Source organism: Vibrio sp. KUL80 (genome assembly GCF_059725495.1).
Genome location: NZ_AP045842.1, coordinates 427,545 through 447,127, shown reverse-complemented (window position 1 = coordinate 447,127; position 19,583 = coordinate 427,545). Strand labels below are relative to the sequence as shown.

Sequence of the window (19,583 nt, the reverse complement as noted above, 5' to 3'; positions counted from 1 at the left end):
TAAAAAGGCGAACCAAGTGGGTTCGCCTGTCAGGGTGAGATCGTGAACATTTTTCAATCAAAATCACGATCGATTTGACGATCACATTTAGCTGTGATCATATACTCCCTTTTTTAGGAGAGCATCATGCACATTGACCACTTCAAAGAACATTTTCAAACGATTATCGACCAACGGCAAAGTGCAAAGGTCACATATTGCTTGTTTGATGTCCTTTTTGGGTCGCTATGTGCGGTAATTGCAGGCGCGAAAGGCTGGTTTGATATTCGTGAATACATTCTCGGTCATCATGATTGGTTTAAGCGTAATGACCTGTTTTTGAATGGCATTCCTGCGGATGACACGATTGCTCGTATCATCTCTACCATTGAACCTGAGCAGTTTCATGAGTGCTTCGTTAACTGGATGTCATCAATACATACTCTTACAGAAGGTCAAGTGATTGCGATTGATGGTAAAACACTTCGCGGTTCATATAATCGTGAAGACAGGGCGAGTACGATTCATATGGTCAGCGCTTATGCGTCGTCAAACAAGCTCGTAATGGGACAGCTAAAAACTGAACAAAAATGTATGGTCCGCCCCGTTATTGCAACTACAATTTAGTAATAACGGAGTTGGTTTGCGCTAATGATGAAATGGTCTCCCCCTCCCACTAACGGCGTCATATTGCGCCAAAATAGAACTAGTTCTATTTTATCGGAAATAAGGGGAAGACCATGATTAAGCGTAAAACAATAGGCCTCGATTTAGCAAAAAATAGTTTCTTCTTTGTGGTTTTGAACGAGCATGGAAAGCGGGTAACCCGAAAGAAGTTAAGCAGAAACCAGGTACTACCATACTTGGCAAACCTAGATCTGTCAGTCGTTGCTATGGAAGCTTGCTCCTCAGCCCATTACTGGGGGCGTGAGATTAGAAAACTTGGTCATGATGTTCAACTTTTGCCGCCTCAGCATGTTAAAGGTTATTTACGTGGTCAAAAAAATGATTACAACGATGCTCAAGCGATAGCTGAAGCCTCGCAACACGGAGCTATGCGAACGGTCGCGATAAAATCAATTGAACAACAGGATCAGCAAAGCATCCTTCATATGCGCCGACTTTTAAATGTCGAACGAACCAGGCTAATTAACCATATCCGTGGGCTTTTGAGTGAATACGGTATCGTCATAGCCCAGCGAGCCTCTACGGTTAAAAAAGAAGTCCCCAGAATACTAGAAGATGCTGAAAATGAGTTGACTAATGTGTTTCGCCAATTTCTTAACCGTCAATATTTGCGATTGCTTGATATCGAGAAAGAACTGAGTGCGTATCAGGATTATATAGAAGCCACTGTTAAATCGAATGATACTTGTCAGCGTTTAATTACAATGCCTGGTGTCGGTTCTATCGTAAGTATTTCCTTAACCTCTTGGATGGGAGATGGGTATCAGTTTAAGCGCGGCAGAGATGCTGCGGCAGCTTTAGGATTAATCCCCCGTCAAAACAGCACTGGAGGAAAAAATGTCTTACTGGGTATTAGTAAAAAGGGGTGACTCCCACCTCCGCTCTTTAGTTGTTAACGGTGCAAGAGCTGTAGTTGCTCATGCTAAGAAGAAGACCGATAAGCTTAGTATCTGGATTAACCGCTTGGTTGAGCAAAGAGGCTTTAATCGAGCTGTTATTGCGTTCGCGAACAAAATGTTACGGATGGCGTGGGTAATTGTGACTAAGAAACAGGAGTATAAACCAATCGAAAAGTTAGCAGGTTGCTAACTCTTTAATCTGAAATTTTTAATATCACCAAATTTGTGTGATTAGCATTTAAGATGAGACACAGGTCAAACCGACGTACCCAAAACCTGACGAATACATCGGATATTAAGTCCGAGCTAATGATTAGTAGGATGGTACGTGCGAATGATTCATCAAGGTCCGAAGTTATAGCTTCAATATGAGAGACCGAATATATGACCGCTAACCTGTCCCTATCATCGAAATGCTGCTTGCGCAAATGGGGGAGACCATATATGTATTCGGAGTCCACGTTGGGAACACTAACTTCCCCGCTCCACGATGATATCCGCGCCAGATTATCCTTAAAAAAGCCGAAAGCATTAAATGCTATTTTTTGTGACAGGTTACTAATCTGGCCGATTGACCGTTTTTGTCATCACGTTCATTGGCGTTGCAAACTTGGTTATGGCTATGCAGCCTGAAAAGCTTGGCGGTGATACAACACCGCCCAAGCTATTCTCGCCAGCTTGTTGGCAAGTGCTACTAAAACCACATTAAAAGGTTTCGTTGCTCGAAGATTCACTAACCAATCTCCAAACACCTTTCCTGTTGTTTCTATCCTAGAAAGTACGGCCCGAGCGCCATGAATAAATAGAGTCCTTAGGTGTTTATTCCCTCGTTTACTCATGCCTAACAGCTTAGACTTTCCCCCTGTTGAGAATTGTCTAGGAACTAACCCAAGCCATGCTGCCATCTCTCGCCCTCCATCGAAATTAGAAGCGGAACTGATGTTCGCTACGCACAACGTTGCCGTTAAATCACCGACCCCTGGGATGGTCTTCAGCAACTCTGCGCTTTCATTACTTATAGCGATGCTTTTCAACTTTTGGTCTTGCTCAGAGACTCGGTCATTTAAGTACTTGTAGTGTTCATGAATCGAGAGAAGTTCAGCAATAAGACTTTGTGGCAACTCAACATCTTGTTCCGCTAACCATTGAAACAGTGTTTTCATCTTCGCATGCCCTCTAGGGAAGCTGAGTCCAAATTCGAGTAGCAATGCACCAATACGACTCATACATGCGGTTCGTTCTTTCACATAGCCTTCTCGTACACGATGAATAGCAGAAATAACTTGAGCTTCTTCTGATTTAACCGAGACAAATCTCATGGTTGGTCGACTGGCGGCTTCGGCTATCGCAGCTGCGTCGATGAAGTCATTCTTATTGCCTTTGACGTAAGGCTTTACATATTGAGGTGGGATGAGACGAACTCGATGCCCAAAGGCTTGGCACTTTCTTGCGAGCCAGTGAGCACCACCGCAGGCTTCGAAAGCAATCGTTGTGTGTTCGAGTGAGGATAAGAAACGCAGGAGTTGGCTTCGATTAAACTTACGGCGAATAACTTCCTTGCCAGAATAATTATTACCTACTGCATGAAAGCAGTGCTTACCTAAATCGATACCTAAAATGTGGATGGTAGACATATGGTTCACCTCGTTCTGAGAGCCTACTCTAAGCGTAGGGGCTTAAGAGTGAGGCGGACCATATAATTAAGCAATGAAATTACCGCGATACCTGAACTTATAAGGATGCTCGATATCAAGGGCGCTCTAGTAACTATTGATGCTATGGCCTGTCAAACCAAGATTGCTAAAGCCATTGTAGAACAAGGTGGAGACTACTTGCTTGCCGTAAAGAGCAACCAAGGAAAACTCCGACAAGCAATCGAAAAAGCATTCTCTTCCCAGCGAGTTAATATGGCTGATGACATCTCTCTTGAGCAGGGACACGGCCGCATAGAATCTCGCCAATGCTATGTTTATGACAGTACAAAGCTTGACGGTAACTTCTCTCGCTGGAAAGGCTTGAAGAGCATTGTAATGGTTGAAAATTTTCGCCTTGTGAAAGGTAAACCTGTCGACCTAGAGTACCGTTATTACATCAGCTCCAAAGAGCTTAGTGCAGAGCAAGCAGCTATGGCTGTCAGAGAACATTGGGGCATAGAGTCAATGCACTGGGTGCTTGATGTCACCATGAATGAAGATGCGTGCCAGATATACAAAGCTCACGGTGCAGAGAACCTATCATGCCTACGTCATATGAGCTTGAACATGCTCCAAGAAGAGCCAACCAAGCTAAGCATCGTAGGGAAGCAAAAGCGATGTATGATGAATACGTCCATGCTAGAGGCTGTATTAAGTGCTGGTTTTAGTCAAGTGGCGAAAAACTAGACACTCATGCGCTCGCCCTGGTTCGCCTGTAAGTTTTTCAATCGTTTATTTATATCTCTATTACTAATGCTTGGTAAGGCTTAAGCATCATATTATGTAATGAACTCAAGGTATTAGAGTAATTATTAATAACGGTTGCTTTTACGCCGTATTCGTAAGTTCTCTCTAACGTCTGGTTGGTAAAGTTAGCGATGGTGAGCAGTGATTTGTCACCAAATGTACGAATGTACGCGTAGACATCGCTGTCTTCTGGGTCGAGTAGTGTGTGGTTCCCATACACAATCACACCGCCATACTCCTCACTTTTTCGCAGGGCAATAAGTTGGCGGTAGTGATGGTAGATAGACGTTTCGTCGTTGACGGCTTGCTGTGCATTAATATCGACGTAATTGTCATTGACGGGAAGCCAAGGTGTACTGGTCGTGAAGCCGGCGTGTTTTGTGTCATCCCATTGCACAGGAACACGAGCATGGTCTCGAGAGAAGTCGTTGAGAAAGGCGATGGCGTCTTCATCGGACACACCGCGCTCCATCATTTTCTGATAATGGAACTTCGCCATAAGATCGTTAAACTCTCCAATATCATTGAAGTGTTTATTGGTCATACCTATTTCTTCACCTTGGTAGATATAAGGTGTGCCGCTCATCATATGAAGCACGGTACCAAGCATCTTGGCGCTGATGACTCGATATTCGGAACAATCAGAACCATAGCGAGATACGGTTCTCGGTTGATCGTGATTACTCCAATAGAGACTGTTCCAGCCTTTTTGGTAGAGGTCGTCTTGCCAGCGCGACATGATTTCTTTGTACTGAACTAAATCGAAATCTTTCTTGACGGCATTGTGCTCTTCTCGGTCGATGCTGACGTGCTCGAACTGGAAGATCATGCTAATTTCATTACGGTCAGGGTGAGAGTAGTAACGCCCGTCAAGCGTGGTGGTGAAAGGTGTCTCGCCAACAGTGAGTACATCATAATGCTTAAGCACTTTGTCATGCATCTCTCGAAGGTATTGATGTACGAGTAGGTTGTTTGACCAATGCTCCCATCCTGCAACACCTGAATCAAAAATCGTTGCATCTGGGTAATCTGAAGGCTTACCTATCATGTTGATGACGTCCATTCTAAACCCACCCAAGCCTTTCTTAAGCCAGAAGTGCATCATATCGTAGACGGCTTCTCTTACTTCTGGGTTCGCCCAGTTTAAGTCTGGTTGCTTATTGCTAAACAGGTGAAGGTAATATTGCCCTGTGTTTTCATCGAGCGTCCACGCTTTGGGCTTAAAGAACGATTCCCAATTGTTAGGCTCACTGCCATCCTCTTTTGGATCTTTCCAGATGTACCAGTCACGTTTGGGGTTGTCTTTGCTACTTCTGGATTCGATAAACCATGGATGTTCATCTGAGGTGTGATTGACGACTAAATCCATGACTATCTTGATACCACGCTGATCGGCTTCCTTCAAGAGTCTCTCCATGTCAGCCATGGTCCCAAATTCTGGGGCGATCTCTTGATATCCAGAAATATCATAGCCGTTGTCATCCATTGGTGACTTGTAGACTGGACTTAGCCAAATCACGTTGACGCCTAATCCTTGGATGTAGTCAAGCTTCTCAATAATACCTGGGATATCGCCAATGCCATCGCCATTAGAGTCATTAAAACTTCTAGGATAAATCTGATAAACCACGGCGTCGTGCCACCAACGTTGCTCTAGTTGTTCCGTGCTCATGGAAGTGTTCTCCTTAGCAAGTGAGGTAAGTTCTAACTGCTGCTGCGAATAATGAGTTCCGATTCCAGCTGAATAGATTCGTAGGGTAGTTGGCCAAGCGCCATCTGCGCGGCGATTTGACCTTTTTTGGCAATAGGTTGCTGAACGGTTGTCAGTTCGGCTTCGGCAGACTTGGGAATGCCGTCGAAGCCTACGATTCGAGTATTAACGTTGAGCTCTTTTGCCACGGATAGCGCGGCAAGAGCGATCTTGTCACTCATACAGAGCAATACATCGACTTTTCTAGGAGCGGTGAGTGCGCCTCTTAGCATGGTCTTGAGCGTGGCTTCTTCAAGGTCGTGGATCTGCCAAACGTTCTCATTCGACAACGTGATGCCGTTTTCTTCGAGCGCTTGTTTGTAGCCATTAAAGCGACAACGCGAGACGGATTCTTCACTGGAATACAAGTTGTCGAGATTTGCCAACGAGAGCGAGGTAGACGGCTCAAGTCTTAGACCTAATATGAGCACATTGTCGTCGCTGCCGTGGATCGCGTGCATCGCGATATCGTAGCTAGCTTTGTGGTTATCAATGTTAATGGACGGGATATCGGGTAGTGAAAAATCGACGGCGACCACGGGCTTATGCTGCCTTAATATCAAATCGATAATGTTTGAGTCGACAGGCTTTCCATAGACGATGAAGCTATCTGGGATCGTCTCTACCTGGGTGTTTTGATAGTTTTCTCTGCTCGGAGGAAGCAGCAGCATATTTACGTGTGCTTCATCTAGGGTTTTGGATACGCCGGCCAAAAACTCTGTGGCGACAGGGTCTGTGAAGTTGTATGCCAAGTTGTCTGCCAGCAAGACTCCAATGACACCAGTTTTACCTGTCCGAAGACTCCGCGCTGTGATGCTTGGTCCGGTATAGCCGAGTTTTTCGCACTCAAGAAGAATGCTTTCTCGCAGCGCCTTAGATAGCTGACTAGGGCGATTGAAAGCATTGGAGACCGTAGCCGTTGAAACCCCCAAATGGGCGGCGACAGTTTTTAGAGTCGGCTTCTTGCGCTGCATAGCAACCCCTGATTGTCCCTAAATTGAACCAAGAATAGCGAGTGATATTGATTAATTCTAAAACGATTAAGTAAGAATGAAAATGCGACTTTTTGAGGTGGAGTGAATAGTTTGAACTTCGTCATCTTGTTGAAAATAGAGCGACATAAAACATGATCGATGGCACAAGAACTGGTTAGAAAGTGGTCGAAATGTCAATAAGGATTTATGGTAAGTAATATTGGCTTAACCGATTAAGTTATTTTGTTGTGCACGCTACCAATCCGAAAGCCAAGGACCTAAGAGACAAATAAAAAGTATCTAAATACATGGAGTCTTGCTGATGAAAACCTCCCTACTTGCTAGTGCGATAGCACTTACGATTTCTACCTCCTCTGCGTTTGCTGCTGACCTCAAGTACACACCTGGCGAAGATGCTCGCTTTAACTGGCAGAGCTACGAAGAGCTCAAAAAGATGGATCTAAAAGGTGAAACTGTCACCATTTTTGGACCTTGGTTAACCGAAGATAAAGAACTTGTTGAAAGCGTCATCGCGTATTTTGAGGCGGCGACGGGAGCAACAGTGAACTACTCTGGCTCCGACTCTTTTGAGCAACAAATTGCTATTGACGTTCAAGCGGGTAGTGCGCCGAATATCGCTATTTTCCCTCAGCCAGGCCTTGCCGCTGACCTTGCTTCAAAGGGCTTTTTAGCACCACTGGATCCTAAGATGGGTGAGTGGATTAACGATAACTATGCTGCGGGTTCTTCTTGGGTTGATTTAGGTACGTTTGCAGACAAAGATGGCAAAGATCATTTATATGGATTCTTCTACAAAGTCGACTTGAAGTCTCTGGTTTGGTATGTGCCTGAAAACTTTGAAGATGTCGGGTATGAAGTGCCTGAAACGATGGAAGAACTAAAAGCGTTGACAGAACAAATCGTTAAAGACGGTGAGACACCTTGGTGTGTAGGGCTCGGTTCGGGCGGTGCAACCGGATGGCCAGCAACCGACTGGGTTGAAGATATGATGCTTCGCACCCAACCCCCTTCCGATTACGACAAGTGGACCACGAACGAGCTTAAATTCAACGATCCTAAAGTTGTTGGTGCGATTGAAGAGTTCGGATGGTTTGTAAGAAACGACTCGTTTGTCGATGGTGGCGCACGCGCAGTCGCTGCGACTGACTTCCGTGATTCGCCTAAGGGGCTGTTTACGTCGCCAGCTAAATGTTACCTACATCGCCAAGCCTCGTTTATTCCAAGCTTCTTCCCTGAAGGAACCGAGCTAGGGACTGATGTCGATTTCTTCTACTTCCCTGCTTACGAATCAAAAGATCTCGGTAAGCCAGTACTTGGTGCAGGTACTATGTGGAGTATCACCAAAGACTCCGAAGCGGCGCGTGCTTTCATGGCCTTCCTACAATCGCCAATTGCTCACGAAATCTGGATGGCTCAATCTGGGTTCTTAACACCGCATAAAGGGGTCAACATCGAAGCATACGGCAATGATACCCTCAAGAAACAGGGTGAGATCTTACTAGATGCAACGACGTTCCGCTTTGATGGCTCTGATTTGATGCCAGGTAAAATCGGCGCGGGTGCATTTTGGACCGGTATGGTGGATTACAGTGGCGGTAAATCCGCTCAAGACGTTGCCAACGACATCCAAAAAACATGGGATGCACTTAAGTAATAAGGCATAGTCAGGTGAAACCGATAGATGCAGTTTTTAGTGTGTCTATCGGTGTTCACATTTCACACCTTTGTTAAGCATCAATAAAGCGAGGTAGTGATGGAACAGCTTTATTCCTCTCTATTTATCATGGTGTTAGGCGTAGCGAGTTGCGTCGTGTACTTTTTCGGCAGTAACTTCTTGCTCACCGTTATTTTCCCTACCAGAAACGTATCCAACCAGAGAATGGCGAAGAACCTAAGACGCGCAGCGGCGATTCGTCCTTGGCTGTTCTTGGGTCCAGCACTGGCATTTTTAACTCTGTATCTTATCTATCCTGTCTTCGAATCTTTGTACTTATCATTGCATGACCGAAATGGGGACAAGTTTGTCGGAATGGGCAACTATACCTGGCTCTTTAAGGATCCTGAGTTTCGAGAGTCTCTGTTCAACAATCTGCTGTGGTTGCTTGTGGTTCCGGCTGCGTCGACGTTTTTCGGCTTGGTTATCGCTGCACTTACCGACAGAGTGAGTTGGGGGAACATTGCTAAGAGTTTGGTCTTCATGCCTATGGCGATCTCTTTTATTGGTGCGTCGATTATTTGGAAGTTTGTATACGACTATCGTGCGTCGGGTTCAGAGCAGATAGGGATATTGAATGCTATCGTCGAAGCGTTTGGCGGAACCGCTCAAGCTTGGATAACCATCCCGTTTTGGAATAACTTCTTTTTGATGGTCATTCTTATCTGGATTCAAACCGGTTTCGCAATGGTGATTCTAGCCGCAGCACTTCGAGGCATTCCCGAAGAAACGGTGGAAGCAGCTGTTCTTGATGGCGCGAATGGTGTTCAGATTTTCTTTAAAATCTTAATCCCGCAAATATGGGGCACGATAGCTGTGGTCTGGACCACGATTACTATTCTTGTGCTTAAGGTGTTCGATATCGTCCTTGCGATGACTAACGGTCAGTGGAGTACTCAGGTGCTCGCCAACATGATGTTTGACTGGATGTTTAGAGGAGGCGGTGATTTCGGTCGTGGCGCTGCGATTGCTGTCATCATTATGATTGCCGTGATTCCAGTTATGGTCTGGAACATGCGCCAAGCGAGCGCACAAATGGAGGACAGATAATGACAAGTAAAGCTGTTGCTCCTACACCGACTGAACCTGATAACGCCAGATTTAGCATGAGCAAACTTCGCCGCTCGCCGCTAACCATATTGGTTCATTTATCTGTACTTCTGATAGTGATTCTGTGGACGCTCCCTACCGCAGGCCTACTTATTTCTTCATTTAGAGACAAAGATCAATTGGCTTTGTCGGGCTGGTGGACGTCCTTAACTGCATCCGAGCAAAACCTCGTCGCACGGACAGACAATCCAGATACGCAGGTTCAAGAAGGCGATGTCTATGTGCTGTCTGGACAGCTATTGGTGGATGGTAGCCCAACAGAGATCATGGCATTTGGTTTTTCATCTCGAGAGCCGACTAAGTTCATGCCAAATGATGTTGCACAAATGCGTAAAGATGGAACGCTCACTGTTACCGAAGACGGTCACTATAAAATGACATCGCCTGAGCCTTTTACTGGCAAGCGCGGAAAGCGAATCTTCTATACAGCTGTAGTGCCTCCAAAGTTTGGGTTAGATAACTATCGTGAAGTATTAACGGCTGAAGGGATAGGGCGCTCATTTATCAACTCGCTGACGGTGACTATTCCTGCCACCATCATTCCAATTCTTATTGCAGCTTACGCAGCGTATGCCTTGTCGTGGATGAAGATGCCTGGGCGCAATTTATTGATCGCACTCGTTGTTGGTTTGCTTGTCGTGCCATTGCAGATGTCTTTGATCCCACTGCTTCGCTTGTATAACGATATCGGAGCATTCTTTGGTGTTGGGGCGAAAACCTATCTAGGAATTTGGTTGGCGCATACTGGCTTTGGTCTGCCACTCGCGATCTATCTACTGCGCAATTATATTTCTAGCTTGCCGCGAGAAATCATCGAATCAGCAAAAGTCGATGGCGCGACTGACTTTGAGATCTTTATGCGCATCGTACTGCCTTTGTCGTTCCCCGCGTTGGCGTCATTCGCTATTTTCCAGTTCTTATGGGTATGGAATGATTTACTCGTGGCGACCGTATTCTTGGGGACAGGTGAAGAACATATGGTTTTGACGGCAAGGTTGCGTGAGCTACTGGGGTCTCGCGGTGGAAACTGGGAAATCTTAACTGCATCGGCGTTCGTCTCTATTGCTGTGCCGCTATGTGTGTTCTTTGTGCTGCAACGATATTTAGTTCGTGGACTACTTTCTGGTTCTGTTAAATAAGCAGTTCCTGATTCAACGATGTGACTGATTTTAAGATGAGATTAGTGAAATGACAGGATTATCTTTAACAAACGTTAAAAAATCATACGGTGAAACTCAGGTACTGCAAGGGATTGACCTCGAAATCAGTCAAGGAGAGTTTATCGTATTCGTAGGCCCATCAGGCTGCGGAAAATCGACATTACTTCGCATGATTGCGGGGCTTGAAGAGATTACCTCCGGTGAGGTGTGTATTGAAGGCGCGAGAGTCAATGAGCTACCTGCTGCGATGCGCGGTATTGCGATGGTATTCCAAACCTACGCGCTATACCCCCACATGACGGTGTATGACAACATGGCGTTTGCCATGCGAATCGCTAAAGAGTCAAAAGAGGCGATTCATGAGCGCGTGATGGAAGCTGCGCGAATGCTACAACTTGAGCCATACCTAGATCGTTTACCCAAGGCACTATCCGGTGGCCAACGGCAGCGTGTCGCTATTGGGCGCGCGATTGTACGTCAGCCGAAGGTGTTCCTATTTGATGAACCGTTATCTAACCTAGACGCAGCGCTGCGTGTTCAAACTCGTATTGAAATCGCCAACTTAAAAGAGGCGCTCACTGAAACGACGATGATCTACGTGACACACGATCAGGTCGAAGCGATGACACTAGCCGATCGCATCGTCGTGCTCTCTGCGGGGCGTATTGAGCAAGTTGGTACGCCACTAGAGCTTTATACCGACCCTGCAAACGTCTTTGTTGCGCAGTTCATTGGCTCTCCCGCAATGAACATTAGTCAGGCAAGAATGGAAAAAGCTGGGGACAAGTCATTAGTGACGGCAGAAAGTGGTCTTAACATCGAAGTGCCAGTGCAGTCGGAAGAGTCCCTAACGGGCTCGAAACTGCAACTTGGTATTCGACCTGAAGATTTTTTGGTGGCAGAGCCAGCCGACGCATTGATGTCAGGAAAGGTACTGTTTGTGGAGTCATTAGGAGAAGTTACTCTGCTTCACATTCGAGTAGAAGGGCATGAAGAAGCCGTAGTAGCAAAGCTGCCGGGTATTTTGGACTTTCATAAGGGAGAAGAGATTTATCTGAAAGCGGACCCAGAAAAGATCCACTTGTTCAATGAGGATGGCATTTCGCTCAAGCACTTATAAGCAGAATATGAACAGTTCCAAAAGCTCTCGCATCGTCGGGAGCTTTTTGGTTTACCCCCCTCGATTTCAATATTGCTAACATCTTTGCGGCAAATAGCATAAGATACACGCCCTTTACCTAGCACTGAGCCACTTTTTGTAATGACAGATACTACAACGCAAGCGACATTTGCCAGCCTTGGTCTCATTCCAACCCTAGTCGAAAGGCTAGAAGCTTTGGAATATAGCCAGCCAACCCCAATTCAATCTCATACTATCCCTCAAGCACTTGAAGGGCGAGATATCGTAGGTGGTGCCAATACGGGTTCTGGTAAGACTGCTGCGTTTGCGTTGCCGATTCTTCAGAAAATCTGTCAACAAGAGACGTCAGCAAATCGTCGTGGTAACTATGTATCGCATCTGATATTAGTTCCAACTCGTGAATTGGCCTCACAGGTGGCTTACAACGTGAAATCTTACTCTTATCACTTAAGAGATAAGATCAAAACGGTTGCGGTGTTTGGTGGCGTTTCAGTGAACCCTCAGATGCTAGCACTTCGCGGTGGCGCTGACGTTATCGTCGCTACACCGGGTCGCCTACTGGATTTGGTTTCAAGCAATGCCGTTAAGTTGGACCAAGTGAAAACGCTTGTTCTTGATGAAGCAGACCGTATGTTGAGCCTTGGGTTTACCGAGGAACTGAACAAGATCCTGGCATTGCTGCCAGAGAAGAAGCAAACGCTGCTGTTTTCTGCCACGTTCCCTGAAAAAGTGACGAACCTTGCTACAGGTTTGTTGAATAACCCCGTTGAAGTGCAACTTCAAAGCGCTGAAGCCAGTACCTTGGTTCAACGCGTATTCAGCGTTAATAAAGGCCAGAAGACCGCGGTACTTGCACACCTCATCAAAGAGAATCAGTGGCGACAGACGCTGATCTTTGTAAATGCTAAGAATGCTTGTAATCATCTGGCTCAAAAGCTGTCAAAGCGCGGTATCACGGCGGAAGTATTCCATGGTGATAAAGGGCAGGGCGCCCGTACTCGCGTATTGGAAGGCTTTAAATCTGGTGAGATTCAAGTGCTAATCGCGACCGATATCGCCGCACGTGGTCTAGATATTGAAAAACTGCCAGTCGTGATTAACTTCGATCTTCCGCGCAGTCCTGCTGACTATATGCACCGAATCGGTCGTAGTGGCCGCGCGGGTGAAGTTGGTCTGGGATTATCGCTCATTGATTACGATGATTACCACCACTTCAAGGTGATTGAGAAGAAGAACAAGTTCCAGTTAGAGCGCGAACAAGTTAAAGGTTTTGAAGTGGAAGACGATCAAAGTGAAGCTTACTTTGCACCGATGAAGCCACGAGCGAAACCTGCGGGTACTGGTAAAAAGAAGAAAAAGCGCAGTCAATAGAATGAAGGTAGTAGCGGGTAGCAAGCCCGCTTTCTAATCTGTCGCTTCTATCAAAACATAAAAGCCTTACTTGAGCATTGAGCATTCAGCAATGCGTTATCGACGTGGTGGACGTCCGCGTCCAGAGCGTTTCTTAAATGCTGTCGCCGCTTTCGCTTGTGATTTAAGAATCGATTCAACAGTCAGTGCCATCGGCTCTTTCGGCTCAAGACCGTGCGGGAAGGTGCGTGCTCTTGGTGGAATGTTGTATTCTTCAGCGCTTGCTCTTGGCATGCGTTTAAAGCGGTATAGATAAAAGTTTTCTAACTTCTCTCTCGCCCATTCGGTTTTCTTTAGATACTTCACGCTACTCGCAATCGACGGCTTAGTATTAAAGCAGTTGAAGCGCATGGCGGTATCGAGAATGTCCCAGCCGTAAAAGTCCACTAACTCTTGCAACATGGTTTCTAGTTTTAACCCATGTAGTGGGTTGTTCTGTTGCAGCTCGATTCTTTCTTCGTCAGTCATCATTTTCTGGGTCTCACTCATTCTAAGACGGAGTTAAGCAAAGTATGTAGTGCATGTGCTTCTATAGCAATGTCACGTCAATTTTAAATGGCTAAACCGCTTTCACTTTTAATCGGTTTTTGTTGTCGCGATTGGCAATAACTTGTTGGTGGTCATCGATGGCTCCCATCGTCTTAGCCAAGCGATCATATAGAACCACATTAACCGTCGCAGCAAGGTTCATACAGCCATTTGTCGGGACGTAAACCACGTGATGGGCTTTATCCACGAGCTCTTGTGGCAGTGAGCCATCTTCAGGTCCAAATACATACAGGGCTTTCTGAGGGTGCTCAAAGCAGGGCAGAGAGCTCGCGCCCACAGCGAACTCTACACAGACGATTTCCACATCATCAGCCAGCTCTGCTGTAAGATCTTCTTTTTCCACCAAGGCAATGCGTTCTTGAATGTTTTGCGTATCGGTTTGAAACCTTACGGCTCGGCTATAACGTGTGCCGTTATAGCGCACTTCATTTGCGTTATAACATCCAGCTGCACGCATAACGGCACCTACATTAGTTGGGCTCTTTGGATTATGCAGGCCAATAGTGACCGTGGATTCTGTTGCCATTGCTGTTTTCAACTCAATTTGCATGGTGGTTGGAGAGACATCGTCGAGAAGGGGCGGATTATGGCTCTAATAAGAGTAAAGTACTAGAGCCAAAGCCTATTATTTTTGCTAGCAGACTCACTTAGAATGAGTACGAAGTATCATCGATTTACAAAAAGCGTTTAAAACAGTTAAAGCAAAAAGGTAAGAAGCGTTACAATACTGGCGCTACTGGCTCGTAGCATCGGATACTCATTCACAGAAAGTCTTAAAGAAGCTGCCTATGTCCAATAACCAAGAATTCACCGCAGAATACACCCTCAACAAAGCGTTTTTTGCTGAGTGTTACGATCAAACCAGTACTCCAACTGAATTCCCTAAATCTTACTATAAAGCCGCGCTGTTTCTTCTCTTTGGCTCAGTGTTGGTTAAGTTTGAGTTACTGCCTAACGGCTATTTGGGTTGGTTCTTTATTGTTTTGAGCTTTGTCGAGGCTCTAAGCGTTTATTTTAAAAGAGGTTGGTGGGTGTGGCGTCAGAACATTGGTTCGAGTGCTGGCAGTAAAGTGGAGCTCAAGGTTGATGCCAAAGGCGTGACGTATAAAAGTGGTAAGGTCAATAACACCATTGCATGGAGTGATATCGACCAACTGCAACAAAGTGATTTGGGACTCATCCTTCACATAGGTACACAACGTCAGTATGTCAGCAAATCATGCTTAAGTGATGAAATGCTTGCCTTTATGGTTGAACAACATACGCCGGTAGATACAAAAAAATAACGATGTGCTTTCTATCGCTATAGCGGTCAGTCAACATAGCGTGGTCGTGGAGAATTACCAATGTTCCTTTATGTAGTTTCTCAACCATGTGTTTATTGGTTTGCTGTGGTTAGCGTCGGCGTATAGCGCTTGGCAGGAATACACTAGCCTGCTATCCAGGGTGGTTTTTAGACGTGCTAGTTTATACTGATGTCTATTTAAAAGGTACAAACTCTCCGGTATCAGGGCATAACCCACCCCTGAACTGACCAGTGATAATTGTCGCTGGAGTGTTTGAGTTTCTATCGTTTTTCTTGAAAAGTTGAAACCTAGCGAGCGCGTTGTTCTGTCTGGGTTAAAGAATGTGATGTGACACTCGGACTCTAAGTCACTTGCATTGATCTCGTTTTTATTCGTCATAGGGTGCTCCTCATGACAAACTAAACACGCCGAAATGGAACTCATCCCTAGGACTTTTAGACCTTTTCCATATTCGTAAGTCATCACATTAAACCCAAAATCGACCTCTCCACTTTCTACCAACTCGGTAATAGCGTGAATACTTGGTTCCACGAAGGAAAATTGAGTGTTCGGAAACTGCCTGACTAGGCTAGATATCATTTTTTGTACTTGTGCTTCCTCAAAAATCTGGGGTAGGGCAATAGAAAACTCAGGTTCGATTCCCATACTCAGCCCATGACAAAAAGTCTGAAACTCCAAAAGGTTGTCGAGCGTCTGATGGCACTTGGTGAGTATCGCTTCCCCGTCTTCGGTCAGTTCCAGTCGCTTAGATGAGAAGTCTCTCTTAAATAAAATCAAACCTGTTTCGTCTTCCAACTGCTCGATATGCCGACTGATTGTCGATTGTGAGCAGTTGAGTTTTCTACTGGCGCGACTCATAGATCCCATTTCAACGACAGTGACAAAGGCATTCATTTGGTGATGAGAGATCATAGCTATCCGAATTATGCATAGTAATGAGTTAATAGTAATCGATATTTGGTTGTTATTCTAATTGCATCAGTCAACAGACCTAACTAAAAGGCTACTATGAAACTTAAATTACTTGTTACTTTCATGGCCGCTGCAACGGCGCTTCCAGTACTTGCTTCCGATAAAACGATTGGTGACAACCTGCCATACTTCAATGCTGATAGACCAGCCATACAAGAAAAAGCGCTTATCATCGACGCTACAGGCAAATCACCGGAGGAGATCGGGGTCATTATTGCAAAAAGCTCTATCGAGCGTGGTGAAGAACTGGCTTCTCTTGGAGACAACGCCGAGTTGTGGTTAGACATTGCTTCACAAGCGATAAAAAATATAGAAAAGATTAATCCTGATCACCTGCGTATGCTTAAATCTCAAGCCGATTACAGAGGAATCTCACTAGAAAGGTTAGTAGCGAGTACGATAGCTCCTGATTACATCATCGATTCAGCCGTTTCTGGTGATGAACTTTCTGACTACATCAGTTTACCAAACGGCTGCACGTCTCTCGCATTCAATAACGGTCTGGTAGGGCAAACATTAGACTGGCCATTAGATTCGATTAAGTCGGACACGACATTATTGAAGTCAGACACACAAATCGGGGAAATCTCTGATGGTACTTTGTATCAACAGATGGGCCGTAATGTTGGTGTCACCATTACTCACCTGGGACGTATGTCGATTCAATTTACAGCCGATTACAGCAATATCATCACGTTAGACGCACTGGCTTCAACGGCGGCGACAATGAACTCTGTCGAAGAAGTGATCGCATTGGCAAAGCAATACAAGTTAGTTGTGCCAATGAACATGACGGTTGCTGATAAAAATGGCGACTACGCAGCCATTAACGTTGCTGGTGAAGACACCGTCGTTCATAGAGGGAACGATAAAGGCGTTGCTTTTACAAATCACTCCGACTCTCTTCGTGCCAAGCTATTGCCTGAAGGGACTTCTGCACAGCAAGAGACAGAGGTGAACAAGAAGAATTTTTGGACGTTTGCTCGTAAAGATGCCGCAGAGAATTTCATTCGATACACGCCAGAGCTGACAGTGGAGTCGATGAAATATTTGTTTAACTCCAAGCCAGTCAACCTCTCTAAGTACAACGGAGATGAGTTTGTGACGACAAAAGCGTTTATTTGGGATCTAAATACAGGTTGCGCGGAATTTGCACCGGAAAACCCACTGTTTATGAAAGAAGACTATACCAAAGTGTGTTTTGACTAGCTCTGCATCTTACGGGCAGGAAGTTTTATCTCAGGGCAAAGGAGTGCTCTGTCTACCAAGAGCAAAATCATCCCAAAGCAAATTAATGACTCATCGATATCGAGACAAGAATTGATATGAAAGCCCATGTGACAAGAAAAAAGCTAGATAGATTAAAAAGTCTGTTAGAAAGTTTTTCCTTTCTTTTTGAGCAAGAACTGCTCCATGCCGCACTAAGAGGTACGATGGAACCATTATGCACAACGAAAGCGGATTTTGAGACGTTTGATGGTAAATGCTGCCATGTGCTCAATATGACGAACGAATGCATCAAGCGCTATAGAGGTGTAAACAACACATTAATAAACACAGCGTGTGAAACTATAATGAAAGATGTTTGGTTGTTGTCGACAAAAACCTAGAACAACCGATTTTTGTCGAGTCACCTTTTTTGATTCATGCAAATAAAACAGCCAATCCGTTGATAACTTCCTGATTCCCTTCCATCCAATATGTAAAGTTCATACTAGTAGCTTTGATCTACGACTAATGTCTAACTGCCTGAGACTATTTGTTTTTTTTCGTTTGATATAAGGTACTAGCAACTGAATTTCAAAGGTCTCCAAAAGAAGAGCTAGCCAGAACCTCATGGCAAAAGTAAGTAGAAACTACTTGCTAAACCTTTGTGCAGTGAACCAATAACGTTTGTTGGAACAACACACCATAGAGTGTGAACGAAAGGAATCAAAATGAGCAGCACTTTAGAAGCCGTACACGCAGGAACAGAAAGTCCTCAAGTCAATCAAGATGAACTCACTTATGAACAACAACATAAACCAAGTTCAGAATTTTCTTCCCGAGAACAATATTTAGAGCATGAGTTACAAATCATGGCGCCGAAACGCTGGCGTCCCAATTTGCCACTCAAGGATTATCGATTTGAGCTAGAAGATACCATTCCAGCTATGGCGGCTACGATTGGTAAGGTTGTTATGGTGGGGGCCATTGCTGCAACTTTTGCTGGGGCTTTGGGACTAAATGAGGGCTTTGTTTTAGAGAACGTGCGTTACGAATTACTCATAGCCTCTGTGTTCATTATTCTTTTCTCTGGCTTCTTACTGCCGACCGCAAACCTTGCTGGTACACACGGCCCATTAATTCCTTTAATACCTATTGTTGTTGCTGCTGGCGGTCACCCTATGGCTTTTGGGTTGCTGATAGGCGCTTTTGGTTTACTGCTCGCCATCAGCAAAGGTGGCAGTATGCTGGCAAACCTGACGAGTAAAGGGGTCTGCGGTGGTCTATTGCTCTACCTTGGCTTTGTTGGAACTGCGTCTCAAGTCAAAAAGCTATTCGCTTGGGCTGACGGAATAGGTATGAGCCACATCGCCTTTGTCGTGATCTTCTGCACCATAATTCTGTACGCTTTATTGGAACACTTTCGTAAGCGTTGGCTAGCGGTACCTCTCAGTTGCTTGCTCGGTGGTACCTTAGCTTTTGCTATGGGTGCACCGTTCTCCTTTCAAACTGAACCAGGTTTACCCAACATGAACCCTATGTATTGGTGGGGAGAAGATACCGGTTGGATGCTAGGCTTACCAACTTTTGAGCACTTCATGGTGGTATTGCCGTTTGCTATTTTGGCTGTGGCTATGTGGTCGCCGGACTTTTTAGGCCATCAAGTGTTTCAGAAAATTAGCTATCCAGAACGTACCGAAAAAGTACACATGAACATCGACGACACCATGACGACGGCATCAATTCGTCAGACGTTCGGCTCTCTGCTCGGCGGCACTAACTTTACTTCTTCCTGGGGCACTTATATCGTACCAGCGGCGATTGCTAAGCGTCCTATACCCGCTGGCGCGTTACTAACAGCACTATTCTGTATCATAGCTGCTGTTTGGGGTTACCCAATGGATCTAGCTATCTGGCAACCCGTACTTTGTGTGGCGCTTATTGTTGGGGTATTTGTTCCGTTGCTAGAAGCCGGAATGGAAATGACGCGTGAAGGGAAGACCACACAATCCGCTGCGATCGTTGTATTTTCATCAGTGCTAGTTAACCCAGCATTTGGCTGGTCTCTCACCATGCTCTTGGATAATTTGGGCCTTGTCGGCTGTAAAGAACGCAGCGGTGAACTAAGCAAAATGAGCCGTTGGGTATTGCCTGGAATTATGTTTATTGTGTTGAGTACTGTGATGGCGTTGGTGGGTCTTCTGCCAGGGATTCCGGCTATTATCCCGAGTTTTCGCTAACCTTTACGTTTTAGGAACTACCA

The 19,583-nt window shown here is 45.4% G+C and carries 14 protein-coding genes and 3 pseudogenes; 11 read left to right on the top strand and 6 right to left on the bottom strand.

From position 1 onward, the window contains the following. Positions 1-126: 126 nt before the first annotated feature. Together AC6I8U_RS18645 and AC6I8U_RS18640 are read left to right on the top strand one after the other, a co-directional pair. Positions 127-570: pseudogene (locus AC6I8U_RS18645) on the top strand (ISAs1 family transposase); the annotation flags it as partial. Between the two features lie 149 nt (positions 571-719). Then, a pseudogene (locus AC6I8U_RS18640) lies at positions 720-1,755 on the top strand (IS110 family RNA-guided transposase). A gap of 430 nt (positions 1,756-2,185) precedes the next feature. Here AC6I8U_RS18640 and AC6I8U_RS18635 read toward each other — a convergent pair. Further along, a complete protein-coding gene (locus AC6I8U_RS18635) occupies positions 2,186-3,199 on the bottom strand; it encodes an IS110 family RNA-guided transposase (RefSeq protein ID WP_498017778.1) in 1,014 nt (337 codons plus the stop codon). Positions 3,200-3,268: 69 nt separating this feature from the next. Between AC6I8U_RS18635 and AC6I8U_RS18630 the strand changes: the two are divergent. Continuing rightward, positions 3,269-3,946, top strand: a pseudogene (locus AC6I8U_RS18630) (ISAs1 family transposase); the annotation flags it as partial. Between the two features lie 49 nt (positions 3,947-3,995). Here the strand turns inward: AC6I8U_RS18630 and AC6I8U_RS18625 are convergent. Together AC6I8U_RS18625 and AC6I8U_RS18620 are read right to left on the bottom strand one after the other, a co-directional pair. Further along, the gene (locus tag AC6I8U_RS18625; protein WP_498019248.1) at positions 3,996-5,678 is read right to left on the bottom strand and encodes a glycoside hydrolase family 13 protein; all 1,683 of its coding nucleotides are present in this window, start codon (positions 5,676-5,678) and stop codon (positions 3,996-3,998) included. A 32-nt stretch (positions 5,679-5,710) separates the two neighbouring features. Continuing rightward, a complete protein-coding gene (locus AC6I8U_RS18620) occupies positions 5,711-6,730 on the bottom strand; it encodes a LacI family DNA-binding transcriptional regulator (protein ID WP_498019247.1) in 1,020 nt (339 codons plus the stop codon). 322 nt (positions 6,731-7,052) lie between these two features. On the opposite strand from AC6I8U_RS18620, the gene AC6I8U_RS18615 reads away from it, so the two are divergent. The 5 genes from AC6I8U_RS18615 to AC6I8U_RS18595 all read left to right on the top strand — a co-directional run bounded on the left by AC6I8U_RS18615 (position 7,053) and on the right by AC6I8U_RS18595 (position 13,247). After that, positions 7,053-8,405, top strand: coding sequence for an ABC transporter substrate-binding protein (locus AC6I8U_RS18615; protein ID WP_498019246.1), 1,353 nt, complete (start codon positions 7,053-7,055; stop codon positions 8,403-8,405). A gap of 99 nt (positions 8,406-8,504) precedes the next feature. After that, positions 8,505-9,515, top strand: a complete 1,011-nt coding sequence (locus AC6I8U_RS18610; protein ID WP_498019245.1) for a carbohydrate ABC transporter permease — start codon at positions 8,505-8,507, stop codon at positions 9,513-9,515. 56 nt (positions 9,516-9,571) lie between these two features. Continuing rightward, the gene (locus AC6I8U_RS18605) at positions 9,572-10,714 is read left to right on the top strand and encodes a carbohydrate ABC transporter permease (RefSeq protein ID WP_498019599.1); all 1,143 of its coding nucleotides are present in this window, start codon (positions 9,572-9,574) and stop codon (positions 10,712-10,714) included. Between the two features lie 49 nt (positions 10,715-10,763). Next, positions 10,764-11,855 carry an ABC transporter ATP-binding protein gene (locus tag AC6I8U_RS18600; RefSeq protein ID WP_128649193.1) on the top strand — a complete coding sequence of 364 codons (1,092 nt, stop codon included), beginning with the start codon at positions 10,764-10,766 and terminating at the stop codon, positions 11,853-11,855. A 141-nt stretch (positions 11,856-11,996) separates the two neighbouring features. Then, on the top strand, positions 11,997-13,247 hold the full coding sequence (locus AC6I8U_RS18595) for a DEAD/DEAH box helicase (protein ID WP_498019244.1): 1,251 nt from the start codon (positions 11,997-11,999) through the stop codon (positions 13,245-13,247). Positions 13,248-13,343: 96 nt separating this feature from the next. Here AC6I8U_RS18595 and AC6I8U_RS18590 read toward each other — a convergent pair whose 3' ends face one another. Together AC6I8U_RS18590 and AC6I8U_RS18585 are read right to left on the bottom strand one after the other, a co-directional pair. Next, positions 13,344-13,757 (bottom strand): VF530 family protein, encoded by a 414-nt coding sequence (locus AC6I8U_RS18590; RefSeq protein ID WP_498019243.1) that lies wholly within the window; start codon positions 13,755-13,757, stop codon positions 13,344-13,346. Positions 13,758-13,845: 88 nt separating this feature from the next. Continuing rightward, positions 13,846-14,361 carry an RNA methyltransferase gene (locus tag AC6I8U_RS18585; RefSeq protein ID WP_498019242.1) on the bottom strand — a complete coding sequence of 172 codons (516 nt, stop codon included), beginning with the start codon at positions 14,359-14,361 and terminating at the stop codon, positions 13,846-13,848. 262 nt (positions 14,362-14,623) lie between these two features. Between AC6I8U_RS18585 and AC6I8U_RS18580 the strand changes: the two genes are divergently transcribed. Then, on the top strand, positions 14,624-15,121 hold the full coding sequence (locus AC6I8U_RS18580; RefSeq protein ID WP_498019241.1) for a YcxB family protein: 498 nt from the start codon (positions 14,624-14,626) through the stop codon (positions 15,119-15,121). 54 nt (positions 15,122-15,175) lie between these two features. On the opposite strand, the gene AC6I8U_RS18575 is transcribed toward AC6I8U_RS18580, so the two are convergent. Next, positions 15,176-16,054 carry a LysR family transcriptional regulator gene (locus AC6I8U_RS18575; protein ID WP_498019240.1) on the bottom strand — a complete coding sequence of 293 codons (879 nt, stop codon included), beginning with the start codon at positions 16,052-16,054 and terminating at the stop codon, positions 15,176-15,178. Between the two features lie 96 nt (positions 16,055-16,150). Here AC6I8U_RS18575 and AC6I8U_RS18570 point away from each other — a divergent pair, with 96 nt between their 5' ends. Both AC6I8U_RS18570 and AC6I8U_RS18565 read left to right on the top strand, forming a co-directional pair. Continuing rightward, positions 16,151-17,323 carry a C45 family peptidase gene (locus AC6I8U_RS18570; protein WP_498019239.1) on the top strand — a complete coding sequence of 391 codons (1,173 nt, stop codon included), beginning with the start codon at positions 16,151-16,153 and terminating at the stop codon, positions 17,321-17,323. Between the two features lie 728 nt (positions 17,324-18,051). Further along, positions 18,052-19,560 (top strand): DUF3360 domain-containing protein, encoded by a 1,509-nt coding sequence (locus AC6I8U_RS18565; RefSeq protein WP_498019238.1) that lies wholly within the window; start codon positions 18,052-18,054, stop codon positions 19,558-19,560. Positions 19,561-19,583 lie beyond the last annotated feature (23 nt).

Bases quoted from the DNA above. Each gene is read 5' to 3' on its own strand.
- AC6I8U_RS18635 (WP_498017778.1), bottom strand. From the start codon at position 3,199: ATGTCTACCATCCACATTTTAGGTATCGATTTAGGTAAGCACTGCTTT.
- AC6I8U_RS18625 (WP_498019248.1), bottom strand. From the start codon at position 5,678: ATGAGCACGGAACAACTAGAGCAACGTTGGTGGCACGACGCCGTGGTT.
- AC6I8U_RS18620 (WP_498019247.1), bottom strand. From the start codon at position 6,730: ATGCAGCGCAAGAAGCCGACTCTAAAAACTGTCGCCGCCCATTTGGGG.
- AC6I8U_RS18615 (WP_498019246.1), top strand. From the start codon at position 7,053: ATGAAAACCTCCCTACTTGCTAGTGCGATAGCACTTACGATTTCTACC.
- AC6I8U_RS18610 (WP_498019245.1), top strand. From the start codon at position 8,505: ATGGAACAGCTTTATTCCTCTCTATTTATCATGGTGTTAGGCGTAGCG.
- AC6I8U_RS18605 (WP_498019599.1), top strand. From the start codon at position 9,572: ATGAGCAAACTTCGCCGCTCGCCGCTAACCATATTGGTTCATTTATCT.
- AC6I8U_RS18600 (WP_128649193.1), top strand. From the start codon at position 10,764: ATGACAGGATTATCTTTAACAAACGTTAAAAAATCATACGGTGAAACT.
- AC6I8U_RS18595 (WP_498019244.1), top strand. From the start codon at position 11,997: ATGACAGATACTACAACGCAAGCGACATTTGCCAGCCTTGGTCTCATT.
- AC6I8U_RS18590 (WP_498019243.1), bottom strand. From the start codon at position 13,757: ATGATGACTGACGAAGAAAGAATCGAGCTGCAACAGAACAACCCACTA.
- AC6I8U_RS18585 (WP_498019242.1), bottom strand. From the start codon at position 14,361: ATGGCAACAGAATCCACGGTCACTATTGGCCTGCATAATCCAAAGAGC.
- AC6I8U_RS18580 (WP_498019241.1), top strand. From the start codon at position 14,624: ATGTCCAATAACCAAGAATTCACCGCAGAATACACCCTCAACAAAGCG.
- AC6I8U_RS18575 (WP_498019240.1), bottom strand. From the start codon at position 16,054: ATGATCTCTCATCACCAAATGAATGCCTTTGTCACTGTCGTTGAAATG.
- AC6I8U_RS18570 (WP_498019239.1), top strand. From the start codon at position 16,151: ATGAAACTTAAATTACTTGTTACTTTCATGGCCGCTGCAACGGCGCTT.
- AC6I8U_RS18565 (WP_498019238.1), top strand. From the start codon at position 18,052: ATGAGCAGCACTTTAGAAGCCGTACACGCAGGAACAGAAAGTCCTCAA.